This is a genomic window from Variovorax sp. 54 (assembly GCF_002754375.1).
Taxonomy (GTDB): domain Bacteria; phylum Pseudomonadota; class Gammaproteobacteria; order Burkholderiales; family Burkholderiaceae_C; genus Variovorax.
In genome coordinates this window covers 4,540,428-4,558,181 of the sequence record NZ_PEFF01000001.1, presented here as the reverse complement: position 1 = coordinate 4,558,181, position 17,754 = coordinate 4,540,428, and the positions used below count along the sequence as shown (strand labels likewise).

The 17,754-nt window shown below is 68.4% G+C and carries 18 protein-coding genes; 10 read left to right on the top strand and 8 right to left on the bottom strand.

Annotated elements, in window-relative coordinates; all coding sequences use genetic code 11:
* Nucleotides 1–876 (top strand): ChbG/HpnK family deacetylase, encoded by an 876-nt coding sequence (locus CLU95_RS21015; protein ID WP_257214689.1) that lies wholly within the window; start codon nt 1–3, stop codon nt 874–876.
* Between the two features lie 4 nt (nt 877–880).
* Here the strand turns inward: CLU95_RS21015 and CLU95_RS21010 are convergent, their stop codons facing one another.
* From CLU95_RS21010 to CLU95_RS20990, 5 genes are all read right to left on the bottom strand, one after another.
* On the bottom strand, nt 881–1,285 hold the full coding sequence (locus CLU95_RS21010) for a hypothetical protein (RefSeq protein WP_099795383.1): 405 nt from the start codon (nt 1,283–1,285) through the stop codon (nt 881–883).
* Nucleotides 1,286–1,290: 5 nt separating this feature from the next.
* On the bottom strand, nt 1,291–1,899 hold the full coding sequence (locus CLU95_RS21005; protein WP_099797416.1) for a flavin reductase family protein: 609 nt from the start codon (nt 1,897–1,899) through the stop codon (nt 1,291–1,293).
* A gap of 71 nt (nt 1,900–1,970) precedes the next feature.
* Nucleotides 1,971–2,447, bottom strand: a complete 477-nt coding sequence (locus CLU95_RS21000) for a hypothetical protein (RefSeq protein ID WP_099795382.1) — start codon at nt 2,445–2,447, stop codon at nt 1,971–1,973.
* A gap of 51 nt (nt 2,448–2,498) precedes the next feature.
* Nucleotides 2,499–3,224, bottom strand: coding sequence for a hypothetical protein (locus CLU95_RS20995; protein ID WP_099795381.1), 726 nt, complete (start codon nt 3,222–3,224; stop codon nt 2,499–2,501).
* Between the two features lie 207 nt (nt 3,225–3,431).
* The gene (locus CLU95_RS20990) at nt 3,432–4,418 is read right to left on the bottom strand and encodes a LysR family transcriptional regulator (protein WP_257214688.1); all 987 of its coding nucleotides are present in this window, start codon (nt 4,416–4,418) and stop codon (nt 3,432–3,434) included.
* Nucleotides 4,419–4,516: 98 nt separating this feature from the next.
* On the opposite strand from CLU95_RS20990, the gene CLU95_RS20985 reads away from it, so the two are divergent.
* The 3 genes from CLU95_RS20985 (at nt 4,517) to CLU95_RS20975 (ending at nt 7,829) form a co-directional block, all read left to right on the top strand.
* Nucleotides 4,517–5,431 carry a class I SAM-dependent methyltransferase gene (locus CLU95_RS20985; RefSeq protein WP_099795379.1) on the top strand — a complete coding sequence of 305 codons (915 nt, stop codon included), beginning with the start codon at nt 4,517–4,519 and terminating at the stop codon, nt 5,429–5,431.
* A 101-nt stretch (nt 5,432–5,532) separates the two neighbouring features.
* On the top strand, nt 5,533–6,174 hold the full coding sequence (locus CLU95_RS20980; protein WP_099795378.1) for a ParB-like protein: 642 nt from the start codon (nt 5,533–5,535) through the stop codon (nt 6,172–6,174).
* Entirely contained in the window at nt 6,171–7,829 is a 1,659-nt protein-coding gene (locus CLU95_RS20975) for a SulP family inorganic anion transporter (RefSeq protein WP_099795377.1), read from the top strand. The genes CLU95_RS20980 and CLU95_RS20975 overlap by 4 nt, the downstream gene beginning before the upstream one ends.
* Here the strand turns inward: CLU95_RS20975 and CLU95_RS20970 are convergent.
* Nucleotides 7,804–8,760, bottom strand: coding sequence for a helix-turn-helix domain-containing protein (locus CLU95_RS20970; RefSeq protein WP_099795376.1), 957 nt, complete (start codon nt 8,758–8,760; stop codon nt 7,804–7,806). The genes CLU95_RS20975 and CLU95_RS20970 overlap by 26 nt on opposite strands.
* A gap of 212 nt (nt 8,761–8,972) precedes the next feature.
* On the opposite strand from CLU95_RS20970, the gene CLU95_RS20965 reads away from it, so the two are divergent.
* From CLU95_RS20965 to CLU95_RS20940, 6 genes are read left to right on the top strand one after another with little or no spacing between them, the layout of a single operon-like run.
* Nucleotides 8,973–10,163, top strand: coding sequence for an amino acid ABC transporter substrate-binding protein (locus CLU95_RS20965; protein ID WP_099795375.1), 1,191 nt, complete (start codon nt 8,973–8,975; stop codon nt 10,161–10,163).
* 4 nt (nt 10,164–10,167) lie between these two features.
* A complete protein-coding gene (locus CLU95_RS20960) occupies nt 10,168–11,046 on the top strand; it encodes a branched-chain amino acid ABC transporter permease (RefSeq protein ID WP_099795374.1) in 879 nt (292 codons plus the stop codon).
* Nucleotides 11,043–11,975, top strand: a complete 933-nt coding sequence (locus CLU95_RS20955) for a branched-chain amino acid ABC transporter permease (protein ID WP_099795373.1) — start codon at nt 11,043–11,045, stop codon at nt 11,973–11,975. Before CLU95_RS20960 ends, CLU95_RS20955 begins: the two co-directional genes overlap by 4 nt.
* Nucleotides 11,972–12,721, top strand: a complete 750-nt coding sequence (locus CLU95_RS20950; RefSeq protein WP_099795372.1) for an ABC transporter ATP-binding protein — start codon at nt 11,972–11,974, stop codon at nt 12,719–12,721. The genes CLU95_RS20955 and CLU95_RS20950 overlap by 4 nt, the downstream gene beginning before the upstream one ends.
* Complete coding sequence (locus CLU95_RS20945; RefSeq protein ID WP_099795371.1) at nt 12,718–13,428, top strand: ABC transporter ATP-binding protein; 711 nt, start codon at nt 12,718–12,720, stop codon at nt 13,426–13,428. The genes CLU95_RS20950 and CLU95_RS20945 overlap by 4 nt, the downstream gene beginning before the upstream one ends.
* A gap of 35 nt (nt 13,429–13,463) precedes the next feature.
* On the top strand, nt 13,464–14,915 hold the full coding sequence (locus tag CLU95_RS20940; RefSeq protein ID WP_099795370.1) for an aldehyde dehydrogenase: 1,452 nt from the start codon (nt 13,464–13,466) through the stop codon (nt 14,913–14,915).
* Between the two features lie 36 nt (nt 14,916–14,951).
* Here CLU95_RS20940 and CLU95_RS20935 read toward each other — a convergent pair whose 3' ends face one another.
* Together CLU95_RS20935 and CLU95_RS20930 are read right to left on the bottom strand one after the other, a co-directional pair.
* Nucleotides 14,952–17,003, bottom strand: a complete 2,052-nt coding sequence (locus CLU95_RS20935) for a T6SS phospholipase effector Tle1-like catalytic domain-containing protein (protein WP_099795369.1) — start codon at nt 17,001–17,003, stop codon at nt 14,952–14,954.
* On the bottom strand, nt 17,000–17,752 hold the full coding sequence (locus CLU95_RS20930) for a DUF3304 domain-containing protein (RefSeq protein WP_099795368.1): 753 nt from the start codon (nt 17,750–17,752) through the stop codon (nt 17,000–17,002). The genes CLU95_RS20935 and CLU95_RS20930 overlap by 4 nt, the downstream gene beginning before the upstream one ends.
* Between the last annotated feature and the right edge of the window lie 2 nt (nt 17,753–17,754).

Sequence of the window (17,754 nt, the reverse complement as noted above, 5' to 3'; positions counted from 1 at the left end):
ATGCGCACCACCACCACGCCCCCCTCCCGCAGCCTGTGCATCTGCGCCGACGACTTCGGCCTGAGCGCCGGCGTGAACGCGGCCGTCATCGACCTGGCGGAGCGAGGCATCGCCTCGGCCACCAGCTGCATGGTGCGCCGCCGCGCCTGGCTGGCCGGTGCGCGGGCACTGCTGCGCATCGACGCCGGCGCCTTCGACGCCGGCCTGCACCTGGACCTCACGCGGCCCGAGGTCTCCGGCGGCCCCGAGCCGGCCCTGACCGGGCTGGTGGCACGCACCTGGACGCACACGGCTTTCGCCCCGGGCCTGCGCGCCGACATCCGCGACCAGTTCAGCCGCTTCGAGGACGCCATGCACCGCGCGCCCGCCTTCGTCGACGGGCACCGCCACGTGCACCAGCTGCCGATGGTGCGCGAGCTGCTGGTGGAAGAAATCGTGCGGCGCTACGGCGCGTCGCCGCCCTGGCTGCGCCACACGGCGCCGGGCCCGGGCCGGGGCGCCGAGCGGCTGAAGGCCGGCCTCATCCATGCGCTGGGCGCCGCAGGCCTGTCGGCGCTGGCCCGCCGCCACGGCATTCCCACGAGCCGTCGCCTGCTCGGCGTGTACGACTTCGCGGGCGACATGGAAGACCATCGGCAGCGCCTCACCGCATGGATCGCAGCAAGCGAGACGGGCGACGTGCTCATGTGCCACCCCTCCGCCGGCCTGACGCCGGGCGACCCGATCGGCCCCGCGCGGCTGCGCGAATACGCGGTGCTGCGCGACCTGGTGTTTCCCATGCAGGGTGTCGACGGTGACGGCGAGGTGGTGCCGGCGCCGCTGTCGCGGTGGCTCGGCACGACCCCGGTCGAAGTGCCGCACCGCGCAGCGGCCTGAACGGCTACGGCTTGTCTGGCGTCGTCCCGGCGTCCTCGCCGCGCGCGCCCCACCAGGCCGCAAGGACCAGCCCGCCCTTGCGCACCAGCAGCACCGCCATGACCACGAGCACGGCCCGCGAGGCCACGTAGCCCACGATGCCGAGCAGCGTGGCCGGCAGCGGCTTGGACGCCCAGAAGATGACCCAGGTCGCCAGCCCGGCCATCGCCAGTCCGCCGACGATCAGCATCACGCCGCCCACCATCCACGTCAGGATCGCGAGCCGCGCGGCCAGGCCGGTCAGGCGGTCCGCGCCGGGCCAGTCACGCCAGGTCCACAGCGCGGCCAGGCCCAGCGAGCCCATCATGGCCGCCAGCAACCCCATGAGGCTGTAGGCGACGACGGTGATGACCTGGCTCAACGCCGGCATGCAGGTTACGGTGTCACGCGCGGCAGCGCCTTCGCATCGACCGCCTCGCCGTCGACGATGAAGTGCCCGCCCGCCACATGGTGCAGCGTGCGCAACTCGTCATGCCCCTCGAAATGCCAGCGCCCTTCGGAGAACACGCGCGCATCGGCCTGCGCCGCGATCACCTCGCCCAGGAACAGGTCGTAGCGCTGCTGGATCGGCGGCTCGGGCAGCAGCCGGCATTCGAGCCAGGCCGCGCAGCCTTCGAGCAGCGGCGCGCCGGTGGCCTCGCCCGCGAAGGTCGAGAGGCCGTAGGCGGCGAACTTGTCGCTGCCGTCGCGCCCGGCAATCTCGCGGCCCGAGCTGTTGCCCAGCGCCTCGGTCAGGTCGAGCTGCGCGCGCGTGGGCACCTGCAGCGCGAAGGTGCCCGCGCCTTCGAGCAGCACGCGCGTCCAGGTGCTCTTGTCGAGCACGACCGCCACCTTGGGCGGATCGAAATCCAGCGGCATCGCCCAGGCCGCAGCCATGATGTTGCGCCGGCCATCGTGCGCGGCGCTCACGAGGACGGTCGGTCCGTGGTTCAGGAGACGGTAGGCCTTGTTCAACGGAACCGGCCGGCGGTGAGAGGCGTTCATGCGCATGGGGCCCGCGCAGGCGAGCCCGGAAGATGGAGGCCCGCCAGCCTACCAGCAGGTGCCGTGGCCCGTCACGCCGCGTAGGCGTCGCACAGGGCGAGGTACTCGTCGCCCGAAATCTCCAGCGCGGTCGCGCGGCGCAGCACGCGGGCCTTCGGCTTGGGCAGGTCGGTCTTGATCTGGATCTGCTTGCCGATGGGAATGCCCATGTAGTCCTGGTTGACCCAGGTGTTCTCGACGATGTTGCCCCACGGCAGCAGCAGGCCGTTCTCGAAGGTCAGGCCCTGCCGGCCGATGACGAAGGCGGGCGTTCCGATGTTGGCCAGCGTGCGGATGCACTTGACCGCCAGCCACGCGGCCAGCAGGCCGAAGCCCGCCGCAATGAGGATGCCGATGTTCTTGTCCTGCGCGCGGAGGCACAGCACGGCCAGCACGACCGCGACCACCACCCAGAGCGTGGCGCCGGCGATCAGCCGCGTGCGGGAGTAGAAGACGGGGCGGTCCTGGCGGGTTTTTTCCTGTTGGTTGGCGGAGCTGTAGATTTCCATTTTTTTGAGTCGCTGTACTTTGGAGATTGAAAGAAAGAAAAAGAAGGAGGGTCAGGCCGACGGCAGGCGCTGCATGAGGCACACCATCAGCACCGGCTCGTTGTCGATCTTCGAGCGATCGATCTTGCGGGTCTTGCCGTTGGCGACGATGAGCAGGTGCTCGTCGACATCCATCGCTTCGGCGTCCGACTGCGTGCGGATCGTGTCGATGCTCGACCACGCGATGAGCTGACCCTTGTGCACCAGCCCTTCCGCGTTGAGCGCCAGTGCGCCGAAGGGCACGGTGTCGCCCGCATGCAGGCGCCGCTCGACGTCGTGCCGCAGCACCTCGCCGACGGCTTCTTCCACTTCGGCGAGCAACTCGAAGGCGTCGTCCCACAGGTCGAGCCGCAGGCGCAGCGTCTTTCCGTCGCGGGTGGTGAGCAGCAGGTGGTTGCGGTTGTGGCGATGGCGCAGCCGTGTCACGTCGGCAAACGCGACGGTCTGCGTGCCGAGCTGCAGGCCCTGCGCGTTCAGCGTCAGCACCTGCGGGCTGCGCAGCCACGCAAAGAAGTCGCTGCCCTTCCAGCAGATCAAATAGATCGCAGCCGGAATCGCCAGCACCAGTACGAAGAACGCGCCCTTGTAGCGCACGAAGTCCGGCGTGATGAGGTACGGAAGGATGTAGATCTTTGCCGGCACCAGCACCATGGCGCAGAAGACATAGATCGCGGCCAGGCCGGCCAGCACACAGTAGAACGCGTAGCGCGGAAAGATGCGGTCGTGACGAAGGGACATGTGAAGCAAATACCCAATGCGTCGACAACGGGCGTGATGGCGTGGAGCTGAATTGCGCGCACGACCATACCAGCGGGAAGCGTCGCTCTTGAGGCTGCGCGAGCCTTAAGGCATCTTTTTTTTGAACAAACAACGCGCATCGCGAAGCCCATTAACCGAGAAGATTTAAGTTTGATGCCCGCTTCGACACAACCGCTGCTTAAGCATTCATGGCAACTCTGCAAGCAGCGCGCGGTGTGCCGCCAGTGCGCGCCCGCGCATCGGGGCCTGCGCGTCGCGGCCCGTGAGTGGGCCGAAGCGCGCATCTTTCGACACGGCCGCCACCGCCTCGCGAAGACAACGGTGCGCCGGGTCCACCTCGTCGCGCGGATGCCAGGCCTGCAGCACCTGCTCGGGCGGCACGGCCACCGGCAGCTTGAACATCGCCAGGCCGAGGCTCGCGGCCACGGTGCGCGCCAGCGGCTCGGGCACGCAGGCCACCAGTGACGAGCGCGCGGCGGCCATCAGCGCGCCATAGGCGCTGGGCACGGTCAATGCGATCTGCCGCGCACAACCTTGTGCCGCGAGCAGGCTGTCGAGGGGTTCGACCGACCTGGCGCGCCGCGTGACCGCCACATGCTGCTGGGCCGCCAGGCGCTTGGGCGTGACGCGCGCCTTCAGCAGTTCGTGCCCCGCCCCGACCACGCCGACGATGCGTTGCTCGTACAGCAGCGCGGTCTGAATCTCCGGCCCCTTGTCGGGCAGCGTGCCCACGTCGAGATCGATGCGCCCTTCGCGCAGGGCCATCGCATCGCTGTCGCTTTCGGGCACGAAGCGCAGGCGCGCCAACGGCATGTCGCGCCGCAGCGCGGCCAGCAAGGTGGCGCCGTAGACGATGCCCATGCCTTCGGGCGCGCGCACCGTGAACTCGCGCGTCACACGCGCCAGCGGCACGCCGCCGTCGGGCTGCATCAGCAGGCGCGCGTCGGCGATCAGGCGACGCACCGGATCGCGCAGCGCCACCGCACGCGGCGTCGGCACCAGCTTGCGGCCGGCCCGCACGAGGATCGGATCGCCCAGCGCCTCGCGGATGCGCGCGAGCGTGTGGCTCATGGCCGGCGCGCTCAGGTGCATGCGCTCGGCCGCCGCGCTCACGCTGCCAGTGCTCAACAGGGCATCGAGTGCGGCCAGCAGGTTCAGGTCCATGGAATTCATTTGGTGCAGGTCATTGCTTTGAACAATGCACTGTACAGACACCTCGCGCGGGTTGAAACTTCGCGCCCTTGTCCCCTTGCACCACCGGAGCCCCGCCCTTGAATCCTTCTTCGCAAGCCAGCCGCACCGCCCTCGCCACCGCGCTCATGCGGTCCATCCATTCGCGCAGTGCGCCCGCGCCGCTGCTGGACGACAGCTGGGGCGAGCGCCTCGTGCCGGACTCTGTGCGCACCGCCTTTCGCGAACGCGCGCTGGCACGACGTGACCCTGCATCGTCCGACTCGCCCGAGGCCGCGCTCGACGACGCGATGCGCGCCAACGCCGCCTACCCCGACGTGCTCCTGCGCTCGCGCTACACGGAAGACGCGCTGAAGGACGCGGTCGCGCGCGGCATCACCCAGTACGTGCTCATCGGTGCGGGCTTCGACAGCTTCGTGTGCCGCACCCCCGCCTGGGCGCAGGGCCTGGACATCTACGAAGTCGACCACCCCGCCACGCAGCAGCTGAAACGCCAGCGCCTTGCGGCCTGCGGCGTGCCGCCTTCCGCGTCGGTGCATTTCATCGAAGCGGACCTGTCGACCGAGAGCCTCGGCGCGGCGCTCGCGCGTTCGCCTTTCGACGCCGCGCGGCCGACCTTCTTCTCGTGGCTCGGCGTGACGGTGTACCTGACGCGCGAGGCCAACCTGGCGGCGCTGCGCGCCATTGCCACCTGCGCGCCGGACGGCAGCGAACTGGTCTTCACCTACATCGACGAGGCCGCGCTGCGCCCCGATGCGGCAGGCAACGCTGCGTTCCAGCGGCTGCGCAGCGATGTGTCGTCCGTCGGCGAAGACTTCCTGTCGGGCTTCGATCCGGCGACGCTGGGTGCGCTGCTGCGGGACACGGGCTTCGCGCTCCAGGAAGACCTCGACGGCCACCAGGCGCTGGCGCGCTACGACCCCGCGGGCCTCAACGGCCTGCGGCCCGCCGGCGCCGCGCACGTCGCGCGCGTCGTCAGCTTCCGGTCCGCCTGACGCTGGTAGCGTGCGGTCGACTTGCGGTGTGGCGCGCGGGTGGCGATGATCGCCGGCGCCCGCCGCCGCAAGGTTCCCTCGTCACCACGGAGCGTCCCCGCATGACCGCCAAGCCGAACCTCATCCCCGTGTCCCTCGATGCGCTGCGACCGACCCAGATCACGGTCGGCGGCGCCGAAGTGGCCACCAAACGCGCGCAGTGGAAGCAGCTCAAGCGCAAGGAGCGCGAGCACACGCTGGCCGCGCACTGGTTTCCCGCCGTGCGCGGGCCGGGCGGGCACTACTACATCGTCGATCACCACCACCTGGGGCGCGCGCTGCATGAGGAGTCGGTCGGCACGGTGTGGGTGATGCAACTGGACGACCTCTCCGAGGTCCGCGGCGAGCAGTTCTGGCGGCTCATGGAGTTCCACCGCTGGGCGCACCCCTTCGACGAGAAAGGCAAGCGGCGGGCGTTCAGCGCCATTCCCTCCAGCGTCGCCAAGCTGCGCGACGACCCGTACCGCGCGCTGGCCGGTTTCGTACGCAAGGCCGGCGGCTACGCGAAGGACGCGGCGCCGTACGCGGAGTTCCTGTGGGCCGACCATTTCCGCCCGCTGGTGCCGGCGAAGAAGCTGCAGCCCTCGGCCACCGAGCCGCTGCCGCAGGCCACCATCGACAAGGCCGTGGCGCTCGCACGCACCGCGAACGCGCGCTACCTGCCGGGCTGGACCGGCGTGACGAACGCCACGCCCGCGAAGTGAACGACGGCGCCGCCCGCCGCCCCGGCATCGCCGACCTCGTCGCGGGCGTGTCCATCGCAGGCCTGCTGCTGCCCGAGGCGGTGGCCTATTCGGGCATTGCGGGGCTGCCGCCGCAAGCCGGCGTGATCGCGCTCTTCGCCGGGCTGCTGGTCTACGGCCTCTTCGGCAGCAGCCGCTTCGCGATCGTCTCGGCCACGTCGTCATCGGCCGCCGTGCTGTTCGCGGCCACCACCGCGATGCCGGGTGTCGATGCCGCCACGCGGCTGGCGCTGGGCGCCGGGCTCGTGCTGCTGACGGGGGTGTTCTTCGTGCTGGCGGGCCTGGCCAGGCTCGGCGCGGTGTCGAGCCTGATCGCCAAGCCGGTGCTGCGCGGCTTTGCGCTCGGGCTGGCGCTGACCATCGTGGTCAAGCAGTTGCCGAAGGTGCTGGCGGTGCAGCCGGCACACAGCGATTTCTTCCGGCTCGTTGCAGGGCTCGCAACCGAATGGCGGCACTGGAACCTGGCAGGCGCGGCGATGGCGCTCGTGGCGCTGGTGCTGCTGCGCGGCCTGGCGCGCTGGCGCGCGGTGCCGGCGGCGCTGCTGGTGATCGTGGGCGGCATCGCGCTCGACGTGAGCGGCCTGTGCCAGGCCTGGGGCGTGGCGGCGGTGGGGCCGATCTCGCTGGACTTCTCGCACCCCGGCGTGCCTTCGCTCGACCGCGCGCAATGGCTGGGGCTGGGCGAACTGGCCTTCGCGATGGCGCTGATCCTCTATGCCGAGTCCTACGGCTCGATCCGCACCTTCGCGATGCGCCACGGCGACAACGTGTCGGCCAACCGCGACCTGCTGGCGCTGGGCGGCGCCAACCTGCTGTCGGCGCTGTTCCAGGGCATGCCCGTGGGCGCGGGCTACTCGGCCACCTCGGCCAACGAATCGGCCGGCGCGCACAGCCGCGCGGCGGGCCTCGTGGCGGGGGCGGTGGTGCTGGTGGCGGTGCTCACGCTGCTGCCGTGGATCGCGCACACGCCCGAGCCGCTGCTGGCGGCCATCGTGATCAATGCCGTGAGCCATTCGCTGAACCCCTCGTCGCTGCGGCCGTACTTCCATTGGCGGCGCGACCGGCTGGTGGCGCTGGTGGCCGTGGCCGCCGTGCTGTTGCTGGGCGTGCTCGACGGCCTGTTGGCCGCCATCGGCGTGAGCCTGCTGCTGTTGCTGCGCGGCTTCTCGCGCACCACCGTGAGCTGGCTCGGCCGGTTGGGCCAGAGCCACGACTACGTCGACACCGGCCGCCACCCCGAGGCGGTGGTGCCGCCGGGCGTGCTGATCGCGCGGCCCGAGGTGCCGCTGTTCTTCGGCAATGCGGACGCGGTGTTCGCGTCGATCCGCGCGCGCATCGACGCCACGCCGGGCCTGCAGCGCATGGTGCTGAGCCTGGAGGAATCGCCCGACCTCGACGCCACCAGCATCGAGGCGCTGTGCGACTTCGCGGCCTATGTGCGCGTGCGTGGCGCGCGCCTGTCGCTGGCGCGCGTGAAGGACGGCGTGCGCGACCTGCTGGCCAAGGTCGATTCGCCCGACCTGCACGCCGAGGTGTATGCGCCGTGGAGCGTGGACGACGCCGTCGAGGCCGGCACGTCGCGACAGCAGGCTAACGCGGCGTCGCCTGCCGCCTGAACTCGCTCGGGCTGCCGCCCGTGTGCGCGCGGAACACGCGGCTGAAGTGCGAGAGGTTGCCGAAGCCCGCGCCCAGCGCGATGTCGGTGATCGAGCGCGCAGCGTTCGCGGGGTCGATCAGGTCGCGGATGCTGGCGGCCAGCCGCTGGTGCTGGATGTAGCCGGTGAGCGTGTCGTCGTCGCCCGCGAAGGCCTGGTGCAGCAGGCGCTTGCTGCAACGCAGGGCCAGCGCCATGCCGTCGATCGACAGCGCGGGGTCGCGCAGGTTCTGCGCCACGTGGCGGTGGATGCGGTCTTTGAGCGCCTCGCGCTGGGTCTGCGTCGTGCTCTGGCCTGCGAGCTCCATGAGCGACAGGCGCACCAGCTGGATCAGCAGCTCGCCCGCGCCGCGCGCGGCGGCTTCGCTCATGTAGGGCAGCTCCAGGTAGGTGTTGCGCATGGTCTCCAGCGCCACGCGCGAGATGCCGCTGTCGCCGCCGATGCGCCGCGCCACGAGGTCGCCCAGCGGCAACGCGGGCGAGGCGATCTGGTCTTTCGGCAGCATCACGATGAGGTGGTCGCTGCGCTCGGGGTTGGCCACGGTGTAGTCGAGCGTGGTGTCGTACAGCGTCCAGCCACCGGCGCGCACCGCCGCCGCGCGCCCGCGCTGCGTGACCTCGGCCGAGCCCTGCCAGGGCGCGACGATCTTCAGGTAGGGCGCATCGCTCAAGCGCGCCATCTGCGGCGTGCGCAGCACGCGGTGGCGATTCGCCTCGAGCCGCGTGAGGATCACGTCGCCCGCGTGCGACGACGCGAGGTGGCCGTCGAAATCGCTGTCGCCGTACAGGTCGGAGCCCAGACCGCCGAAGTGGCGCCACACCCACTCGCACCACAGCGGCCCGCGCTCCTTCGGCGGGATCTCGTCGGTGGACAGGAGCAAGGACGCGGTCATGGGGTGAAAGCAGTGAGGACGAAAGATTTCAACACGAAGCCGGGGTGCCGCACAGCGTGAAGCGCCTTCGCGGCCCAGGGAATTCCGGGTTAACCACTAGGCGCCTGCACGCTGCGTCAAGTGCTTTGTGCGCGGCGGGCACAGCGGCGAAGGGCGTGCGTTTCTACGATCCCGGTCAGCGGGCGCATACCGACGCCCGGAAGGAGACCCTCATGCTTCACCCCACCCGCCGCCACTGGATTCAGGGCACGGCCACCGCGCTGGGCGCGGCCGCCGTCGCGCCGCAGCTGTTCGCGCAAAGCGCCCCCGTTCGCATCGGCTACGCCATCGCCCGCACCGGCCCCTGGGCCGCGGGCGCGCAGGTGAGCCAGGAACCCAACTACCTGCTGTGGGCCGAGCAGGTCAACGCCGCGGGCGGCCTGTCGGTGAAGGGCGCCAAGCGGCCCATCGAGCTGATCGGCTACGACGACCGCAGCGAGACCGAGACCTGCGTGCGCACGTTCGAAAAGCTCATGGGCAGCGACAAGGTCGACCTCGTGCTGCCGCCCTGGGGATCGGGCGCCAACTTCGCGGTCGCGCCGCTGGCCAACCGCTTCGGCTACCCGCTGCTCGCGCCCACCGCCCTGTCGCGCAAGCTCATCGACATGCGCCTGCCCTTCTTCTTCTCGCTGCTGCAGCAGCCCGACAAGATGATGGGCGCACTGGTCGACATGCTGGTGGCGCAGAACGTGAAGACGATCACCATCGTCTACATGGACGACCTGTTCGGGCTGGAGAACTTCGCGGCGCTGAACAACGCACTGAAGAAGACGCAGATCCAGGTGCTCGACCGCAAGAGCTACCCGCTCGGCGTGAAAGACCTCGCGCCCGTGCTGCGCAGCATGAAGGACCTGAACCCCGACGCCTTCATCGGCATCACCTACCCGCCAGACACCATTCTTGCGAGCCGGCAGGCGCGCGAGGTGGGCTTCAACCCGAAGTACTTCTACGCGTCGGTGGGCACCGCCTTCCAGCTCTACAAGAACGTGATGGCCGCCAACACCGAGGGCGTGATCGGCATGGGCTCGTGGAACGGAAAGACCAGCCCCGAGGCCAAGGCCTACTTCGATGCGCACACCAAGAAGTTCGGCAAGGAACCCGACCGCTGGGCCAGCGGCCACGCGTGGGCTGGCCTGCAGATCCTGCAGCAGGCGGTGGAGAAAGTGGGCCTCGACCGCAAGGCGCTGCGCGAGCAGATCGCGAAGAACGAGTTCAAGACCATCCTCGGGCCGATCCGCTTCGAGGGCAGCGAGAACGCGTCGATTCCCGGCACCGTGTCGCAATGGCAGGGCGGCGACTTCGAAGTGGTGTGGCCGAAAGACCGCGCCACCGCGCAACTGATGCCCAAGCCGGCCTGGAAATAACAGCGTGTCGTTCTCTGGATGGGCCGAGCTCCTGGCCGGCGGATTGATCACGGGCGGCATCTACGCGCTGGTGGCCATCGGACTGAACCTGCAGTACGGGCTGATGCGCATCATGAACATCTCGCACGGCGAGTTCCTGATGCTCGGCGCCTTTCTCACGTGGTGGGCGCACACGGCGCTGGGCATCTCGCCGCTGCTGTTCATGCCGGTGGCCTTCGCGCTGCTGATGGCGCTGGGCATGGCGGTGCACTGGCTGTGCTTCCGGCAGGTGGCGGCGCGCGCGCCGAACGTCGACGTGTTCGAGGCGCGCAGCCTGATGGTCGGCTTCGGCCTGATGTTCTTCGTGCAGAACACCGCCCTGCTCGTGTGGGGCGGCGACCTGCGCGGCTACGACTACCTGGCCGAGCCGGTGCAGCTGGGCGAGATGCGCTTCACCGCCAACAAGCTCGTGCTGTTCGGCGTGGCGCTGGCGCTGAGCCTCGTGCTCATCGCGCTGCTCAAGCTCACGCTGCTGGGCAAGGCGGTGCGCGCGCTGATGCAGTCGCCCACCGGCGCGCAGCTCGTGGGCATCAACACCAAGCGGCTGCACCCGCTGATGTTCGGCATCGGCCTGGGCCTGTCGGGCGTGGCCGGTGCGCTGCTGTCGATGACCTACGAGATCTCGCCCTCGATGGGCGAACCCTACACCGTGACGGCGCTGATCGTCATCACCCTCGGCGGCTTCGGCAGCATCGCGGGCAGCCTCGTCGGCGGCCTGCTGCTGGGCGTGGTCGAAGCGCTGGGCATGTACTACACGAGCCCCTCGCTCAAGATGCTGCTGTCGTATGCCGTATTCATCGGCGTGCTGATCTGGCGGCCCAACGGACTGTTCTCCAGAAGATGATTTCCCTCTTTCAAAACAAGCCCTGGTGGGTGCTCGCCGTCGGCCTCGCGCTGGCAGCCGCCATACCGTGGGTCGCGAGCGAGTTCATCGCGTCGGTCGCGCTCGGCTGCCTGATGTACATCGCGCTGGCCACGAGCTGGTCGCTGTTCTGCGGTGCCACGCGCTACCTGTCGCTCGCCACTTCGGCCTTCTTCGGTCTGGGCGCATATGCGAGCGCGACGCTGCTCGAGGTGCTGCCCTGGCCACTGGTCATCCTGAGCGGCGCAGCCATCGCGAGCGCGGTGGCGGTGCTGATGGGCGCGGCGGTGCTGCACCTGCGCGGCACCTACTTCGCGGTGCTGACCTTCGGCATGACCGAGCTGATCCGCCATGCGGTCACCTTCGTCGAGAAGCAGGTCTCGGGCACGGTGGGCCGCGTGCTCACGGTCGTGCCGTCGAACGAAACGGTGTACCTCACGGTGCTGGCCATTGCGGGAGTTGCAATCGCGACGGCGCTGCTCGTGAAGCGCAGCCGCTTCGGCCTGGCACTGGCCGGCATCGGTGCCGACGAGCAGCGTGCGCAGACGCTGGGCGTCGACACGCGCCGCGTGAAGATCGCCGGCTTCGCACTCACCGCCGCCTTCGCCGGCGCGGTCGGCTCAGCCATGGCGGTGCGCTGGACCTACATCGAACCGGCGGCCGTGTTCAGCCCCTTCATCGGCTTCCAGACCGTGCTGATCGCGATGATCGGCGGGGCCGCCAGCATCGGCGGACCGGTGGCCGCGGCCATCGTGTTCAGCCTGCTGTCGGAGACGCTGCGGCTGCAGCTGCCCTACGGCTACATGATGGTGCTGGGGTTGCTGCTGATCCTGTGCGTGATGTACCTGCCCAACGGCCTCGCGTCGCTGTGGCAGCGCAAGCGCGCCGCCCTTCGGAGGCATGCGCCATGAAGGCAACGCCTCTTCTCGAAGCCCGCGACCTCACGGTGCGCTTCGGCGGACTCACGGCGGTCGATGCCGTGAGCGCGACGCTGCACGCGGGCGAGCTGGTCGGCATCATCGGCCCGAACGGCGCGGGCAAGACGACCTTCTTCAACGCCATCTCGGGCGTGGTCATGCCAACGTCGGGACGGCTGCTGGTGGAAGGCGATGTCGACCTCACGCAGCGCGGCCCGCACCTGTACGCCGCGCACGGCATCGCACGCACCTTCCAGACGCCGCGCGTGATGGCCGACATGACGCTCGAAGACAACGTGCGCTTCGGCATGCAGTTCGCCGGACGCCGCCGCGCGCCCATCGCGGGCCTGGGCAGCACCGGCGAGATTCTCGACATGCTGGGCCTGGGCAGCCTCGCGACGCAGATCGCGGCTGACGTCACGCCCTCGCAGCAGCGCCTGCTCGAGATCGGCATGGCGCTCGGCACCCGGCCGCGCGTGCTGCTGCTCGACGAAGTGGCGGCCGGCCTCACCGAGGCAGAGGTCGATGCGATGGCACGGCGCATCCGGCGCCTGCGCGACGACCACGGCCTCACTGTCGTGTGGATCGAGCATGCCGTGACCACGCTGCTGAAGTACGTCGAACGCGTGCTGGTGCTGCACCAGGGCCGCAAGATCGCCGACGGCACGCCGGCCGAGGTCGTGCGCAATGCCGAGGTGGTCGAGGCCTACCTGGGCGACGAGATGGAGGCCACGGCATGAGCGGCACATTCATGACCGTGCGCGGCCTGTCGGCCGGCTACCACGGCTTCGAGGTCATCCAGGGCCTGGACCTCGACGTGACGCCCGGCGTCACCGTCGTGCTCGGGCCCAACGGCGCGGGCAAGACCACGCTGCTCAAGGCGCTCGCAGGTCTGTTGCCGCGCACGGGCGAAGCAATGCTCGACGGTGCGGCGCTGCCGTCCGCCGACGCCACCGCCTGCGTGCGGCGCGGCCTGGCACTCGTCGCCGAAGGCCGCCAGCTGTTCCCGCAGATGACCGTCACCGAGAACCTCGAACTCGGCGGCTGGCTGATTCCCGCGCGGCTGCGCGCCGAGCGCCTCGCGCGCGCCTTCGACGACTTTCCGCGCTTGAAAGAACGCGCCACGCAACTCGCCGGCACCATGAGCGGCGGCGAACAGCAGATGGTCGCCGTGGCGCGCGCCCTGATGAGCGGGCCGCGCCTGCTGATGCTCGACGAGCCCTCGCTCGGCCTCGCGCCGCGCATGGTCGACGAACTGCTCGCCATCGTGCGCCGCATCGCCGACCAGGGCGTGACCGTGCTGATGGTCGAGCAGAACGTGCGCAAGGCGCTGCAGGCCGCCGACCGCGGCTACGTGCTCGAACGCGGGCGCGTGGTCGCCTCGGGCGAGGCGCAGGCGCTGCTGCATTCCGACGCCGTGCGCCAGGCCTACCTGGGCGTGGCCTGAACACCCCTCTTCCTCTTCTTTCGCAAAGGACACCCATGACCGACATCTCCATGTTCATCGACGGCGAACGCCGCGCCGCCACCGGCGGCAAGACCTTCGAGCGCCGCAACCCGCTGGACGGCGGCATCGCCACACGCGCCCCCGCGGCCACGCCCGCGGACGCAGTCGCTGCAGTCGACGCCGCCCATCGCGCCTTCGCCACCTGGTCGCAGACCGGCCCCAACGAACGCCGTGCCCTGCTGCTGAAGGCCGCACATGCGCTCGAAGCGCGCGCCGACGCCTTCGTGCAGGCCATGGCCCGCGAGACCGGCGCCTCGGCGCTGTGGGCGGGCTTCAACGTGCACCTCGCGGCCGGCATCCTCACCGAGGCCGCGTCGCTCACCACGCAGATCGCCGGCGAAGTCATTCCGTCCGACGTGCCCGGCAGCCTTGCCATGGGCGTGCGGCAGGCCGCCGGCGTGGTGCTGGGCATCGCGCCGTGGAACGCCCCCGTGATCCTGGCCACGCGCGCCATCGCCACGCCGCTGGCCTGCGGCAACACCGTCGTGCTCAAGGGCTCCGAGCTGTGCCCCGAGACGCACGCGCTCATCATCGAAGCGCTGGCCGAGGCCGGCCTGCCCAAGGGCACGGTCAACTTCGTGACCAACGCGCCGGCCGATGCCGGCGCCGTGGTCGAGGTCATGGTCGCGCACCCGGCGGTGCGGCGCGTCAACTTCACCGGCTCCACGCGCGTGGGCCGCCTCATCGCGCAGACCTGTGCCACGTACCTGAAACCCGCCGTGCTCGAACTCGGCGGCAAGGCGCCCTTCGTGGTGCTGGACGACGCCGACATCGACGCGGCCGTGAACGGCGCGATCTTCGGCGCCTTCGCCAACTCGGGGCAGATCTGCATGTCGACCGAGCGCCTCGTCGTCGACAACGCCGTCGCCGACGAGTTCGTTTCCAAGTTCGCCGCCCGCGCAAAGGCCCTGCCACTGGGTGACCCGCGTGAAGGCCCTGTCGTGCTGGGCTCGGTGGTCGACATGAGCACCGTTACGCGCTGCAATGCACTGATCGACGATGCGCTCGCCAAGGGCGCGGTGCTCGTGTGCGGGGGCAAGGCGCAGAACACGCTGATGCCCGCCACTGTGCTCGACCACGTCACGCCTGCCATGGACATCTACCGCGAGGAGTCGTTCGGGCCGGTGAAGGCGGTCGTGCGCGTGAACGGCGTTGAAGAGGCCGTGGCAGTGGCCAACGACAACGAGTTCGGCTTGTCGTCCGCGGTGTTCGGGCGCGATGTGGCGCGTGCGTGGAACGTGGCGCAACGCATCGAGGCGGGGATCTGCCATGTCAACGGGCCGACGGTGCATGACGAGGCGCAGATGCCGTTTGGAGGCGTCAAGTCGTCGGGGTACGGGCGCTTTGGGGGGCGGGCCGGGGTCGAAGCGTTCACGGAGCTGCGGTGGATTACCGTCCAGACGACGCCTCGGCACTATCCGTTCTGAACGAAGGAACGGCAGGACACCGCCCTGCCGTTCGCATCAGGCCGTCATTGGCTCCGGTGACTCCCTTTCAGCCGGTCGACGGTTCTGAGTCAGCCGTGTCTCGTCCGCGCCCGCATACACACGGCGATAGCGCAAGTAGCCGGCACCCCATGCGTACCATTCGCGCCCTTCCGTGAAATCAGGCGCGTACTCGCCCGTGGTCAGGTACAGGTTGACCCATCGCTCCTGGCGGCGCGTCAGCCCGGCCGGTGTTCCACCCCTGGGGGGATCGATCCCCGTGCGTGCCTCGTCCGCCTTTTTCTTGCGGGCCACCAATTTTTCGAGCTGCGCCTTGAACTCGGCCGCCTCGGGGCCAGTGAGCTTGAACCATGCATGCGAATCGTGCACACGGTCTTCGAACAGCTTGCTGGTGAGCACCGGCTCGTTCCAGTACGGCTCGATGCGCCCCCACTCGCCGACCCGCTCCGAATCGATGCCGGGCACGTTGTCGACTTCGCGCGGTGTGCCGTCCGGGCTGTTCCGACCGCTGATCCGCTTCTTTTTCTTGAGCCAGGCTTCGAAGTCCTTCACTTCCTTGACGAACTGCTCGTCGGCCGACTTGAGGTCCGCCCGGTCTGCCTCCGAAGCGCGCAAGACGAACGGCATCGTGGCCGCGTGACCAGCCCAGGACTTGCGCCACAGGATGAACAGCTTGCGCTGCTCTGCCATGACATCGCGCAGCATGCCTTCCTTGACCCGGCATACGGCAAGGTAGGCGTTGAAATCTCGGATCAGGTCCTTGGCGACCATGAATTGCTTCTGGATGACTGGGCGTGCCAGCTCCAGTTTGAGGGGCACGCCCAGCACTCGAGCCTCTTGATACATCATTGCCAGGGAAATGCGCGAGAGCATGTCATCACCCGCTGGATCAATGCCCTTTCCTTGCTCCTTCGGCATGTAGCCCCCCCCAATGTCCGAGTGCATGCCCGGACACACCCATTCCCGGCACCTCGTCGGCAACGTATTGCCGACGTGAACGGAATCAGACGGAAAGCTGCGGCGAAACTCGTGCGCGGCCACGATGTGCAGACAATGCACGTCGGCTGGAATGCGCATCGAGGCGTCCGCATCGGCCCATCCGCCATGCCCATCGGCGAACAGCGACGAGGCCGCTACACCGACCGACGCGACCGTATCGAACAATCCCAGGAAGTCGAAGGTCACCGGGAACGAGGCCAGCGTCGGCCCAGTCTGCCCGCGAAGTTCAGCATCAATCTGGCACATCGCCAGGAACCAGTTGACGAAGACCCGTGCCTCGGCTGCTCCCCGCGAAAAGCCGAATGCGCTGACGAAGATGCGTTGCACCCGACCCGGGTCGATCTTGCTGCACTGGCCGGTCTCGGGGTCGATCATGTGCGGCTTGACCGAATCGTGCAGCTTGTTGAGCATCGCCTCTAGCGTGCGGCGATTCTTGTTCTCGCGTTGACGCCGGTCGGCAGGACCTTTGCCTGCCTCCAGCAGTTCCTCGCGTCCGAGGTCGAAAGCCTCGCAAAACTTCAGCACTTCTTCGGAGGAGAACAGTCCTGGTCCATTGCCGCTTCGGGTGAGATAGCGGTAGACGCAGTTGAGCGCCTGCGCCAACGCCCACAGGATGCGGCGCTCGCCGTAGAGTGCCGTGGCATTGCCCAGCAGCGCATCCTTGCCAGTGCCGCTGTCATTCACCTGCAAGAAGGGCGTTCCCACGCCCGGAACGTACACCTTGAAGAAGTGCTGGTAGTTGTCGGGGTTGGTGGTCCACTGCGCCTCGGGGTCGGCTGGCACCCCAGGCACGCTCTGACCCGGATAAGCGCCGTACAAGCGCGCGACGTTGGAGTACGTTTGGTCCTTCTCCTTGGTGCTGCGGTCGTAGTTGTTTCGCGTACCGTCGAAGAAGAAGCCCATGAAGAGGTTCACGTCGCAGGACTTTCCCGGCTGACCTATAGGCCGAAGCTCGCGTTTGACTTCGTAATTTTCTCGAATCGACTCGCTCTCCGCTCCAAAAAAAATCTCTCGATTCGATGGATCTGAAAATACCACCTCGTCGATCGGCCTTACAAGCTGCGCGGTCATGGCTTGATCTGCATCAGTCGATCAACCTTCTCTTGATTCCAGGCCACCAACTTTTCCAAAGCGGTCTTCCGGTCCTCGAAGAATGCAGGATCTTCTGGTCCAGAAAACGGCTTGAGTTTTTCTCGAAAGGCATAGCTATTTGCTAGCCTATTCCATGTTCTCTCAAGGTACCTTTGGGGATCTTTTCGGAGTTCATCCAGAGATCTTTGGTCAGCTTCCAGAGCCTCTCGCGCCAACTTCATATCCCGCTCCCACAACTCCCGTTGAAAGGCCAAAGAAGGCTTGGGCCAACCCTTGATCTTCCCAGGCCACTCGTCGCCGTTGGGTCGGTACGCGGTCGAAACCACCCCCACCGTGCCATCTGGATAGTTGATGAACCACACATCCCCCGCCTTGCCACTCTTGTCGTAGGGCGGTAGATCGACGATGAAGGTCTGGCGCGGTCGATAGTCGCGCGCCTTGTTGTCGTAGCTCTGCAGGACCACGCCCACCTGGATGCCAGGTGCCCAGGTCTTCGGCACGTTGTAGCAACAGATCACGCCTCCTGCGGCAAACGGACCGATCTCCTCGGAAGCGACCGCGGTCTGCTTCGGATCCTTAGGATCGAACAGCCGATAGCGGATGTCCTGGTCGGTGTAGTTGACGCCGCTGACCGAGGCCGGAACCGTGTCGGCGCGGCCTAGAGCACAACCACTGGTGGTCAGTGATGCAAGAAGCGCGAAGGGAAGTAGCCAATTTCTGAGAATCATCT

What these genes read in the sequence shown, in the direction of transcription:
- CLU95_RS21015 (WP_257214689.1), top strand. Translation starts at nt 1, where the DNA reads ATGCGCACCACCACCACGCCCCCCTCCCGCAGCCTGTGCATCTGCGCC.
- CLU95_RS21010 (WP_099795383.1), bottom strand. Translation starts at nt 1,285, where the DNA reads ATGCCGGCGTTGAGCCAGGTCATCACCGTCGTCGCCTACAGCCTCATG.
- CLU95_RS21005 (WP_099797416.1), bottom strand. Translation starts at nt 1,899, where the DNA reads ATGAACGCCTCTCACCGCCGGCCGGTTCCGTTGAACAAGGCCTACCGT.
- CLU95_RS21000 (WP_099795382.1), bottom strand. Translation starts at nt 2,447, where the DNA reads ATGGAAATCTACAGCTCCGCCAACCAACAGGAAAAAACCCGCCAGGAC.
- CLU95_RS20995 (WP_099795381.1), bottom strand. Translation starts at nt 3,224, where the DNA reads ATGTCCCTTCGTCACGACCGCATCTTTCCGCGCTACGCGTTCTACTGT.
- CLU95_RS20990 (WP_257214688.1), bottom strand. Translation starts at nt 4,418, where the DNA reads ATGAATTCCATGGACCTGAACCTGCTGGCCGCACTCGATGCCCTGTTG.
- CLU95_RS20980 (WP_099795378.1), top strand. Translation starts at nt 5,533, where the DNA reads ATGACCGCCAAGCCGAACCTCATCCCCGTGTCCCTCGATGCGCTGCGA.
- CLU95_RS20970 (WP_099795376.1), bottom strand. Translation starts at nt 8,760, where the DNA reads ATGACCGCGTCCTTGCTCCTGTCCACCGACGAGATCCCGCCGAAGGAG.
- CLU95_RS20965 (WP_099795375.1), top strand. Translation starts at nt 8,973, where the DNA reads ATGCTTCACCCCACCCGCCGCCACTGGATTCAGGGCACGGCCACCGCG.
- CLU95_RS20955 (WP_099795373.1), top strand. Translation starts at nt 11,043, where the DNA reads ATGATTTCCCTCTTTCAAAACAAGCCCTGGTGGGTGCTCGCCGTCGGC.
- CLU95_RS20950 (WP_099795372.1), top strand. Translation starts at nt 11,972, where the DNA reads ATGAAGGCAACGCCTCTTCTCGAAGCCCGCGACCTCACGGTGCGCTTC.
- CLU95_RS20945 (WP_099795371.1), top strand. Translation starts at nt 12,718, where the DNA reads ATGAGCGGCACATTCATGACCGTGCGCGGCCTGTCGGCCGGCTACCAC.
- CLU95_RS20940 (WP_099795370.1), top strand. Translation starts at nt 13,464, where the DNA reads ATGACCGACATCTCCATGTTCATCGACGGCGAACGCCGCGCCGCCACC.
- CLU95_RS20935 (WP_099795369.1), bottom strand. Translation starts at nt 17,003, where the DNA reads ATGACCGCGCAGCTTGTAAGGCCGATCGACGAGGTGGTATTTTCAGAT.
- CLU95_RS20930 (WP_099795368.1), bottom strand. Translation starts at nt 17,752, where the DNA reads ATGATTCTCAGAAATTGGCTACTTCCCTTCGCGCTTCTTGCATCACTG.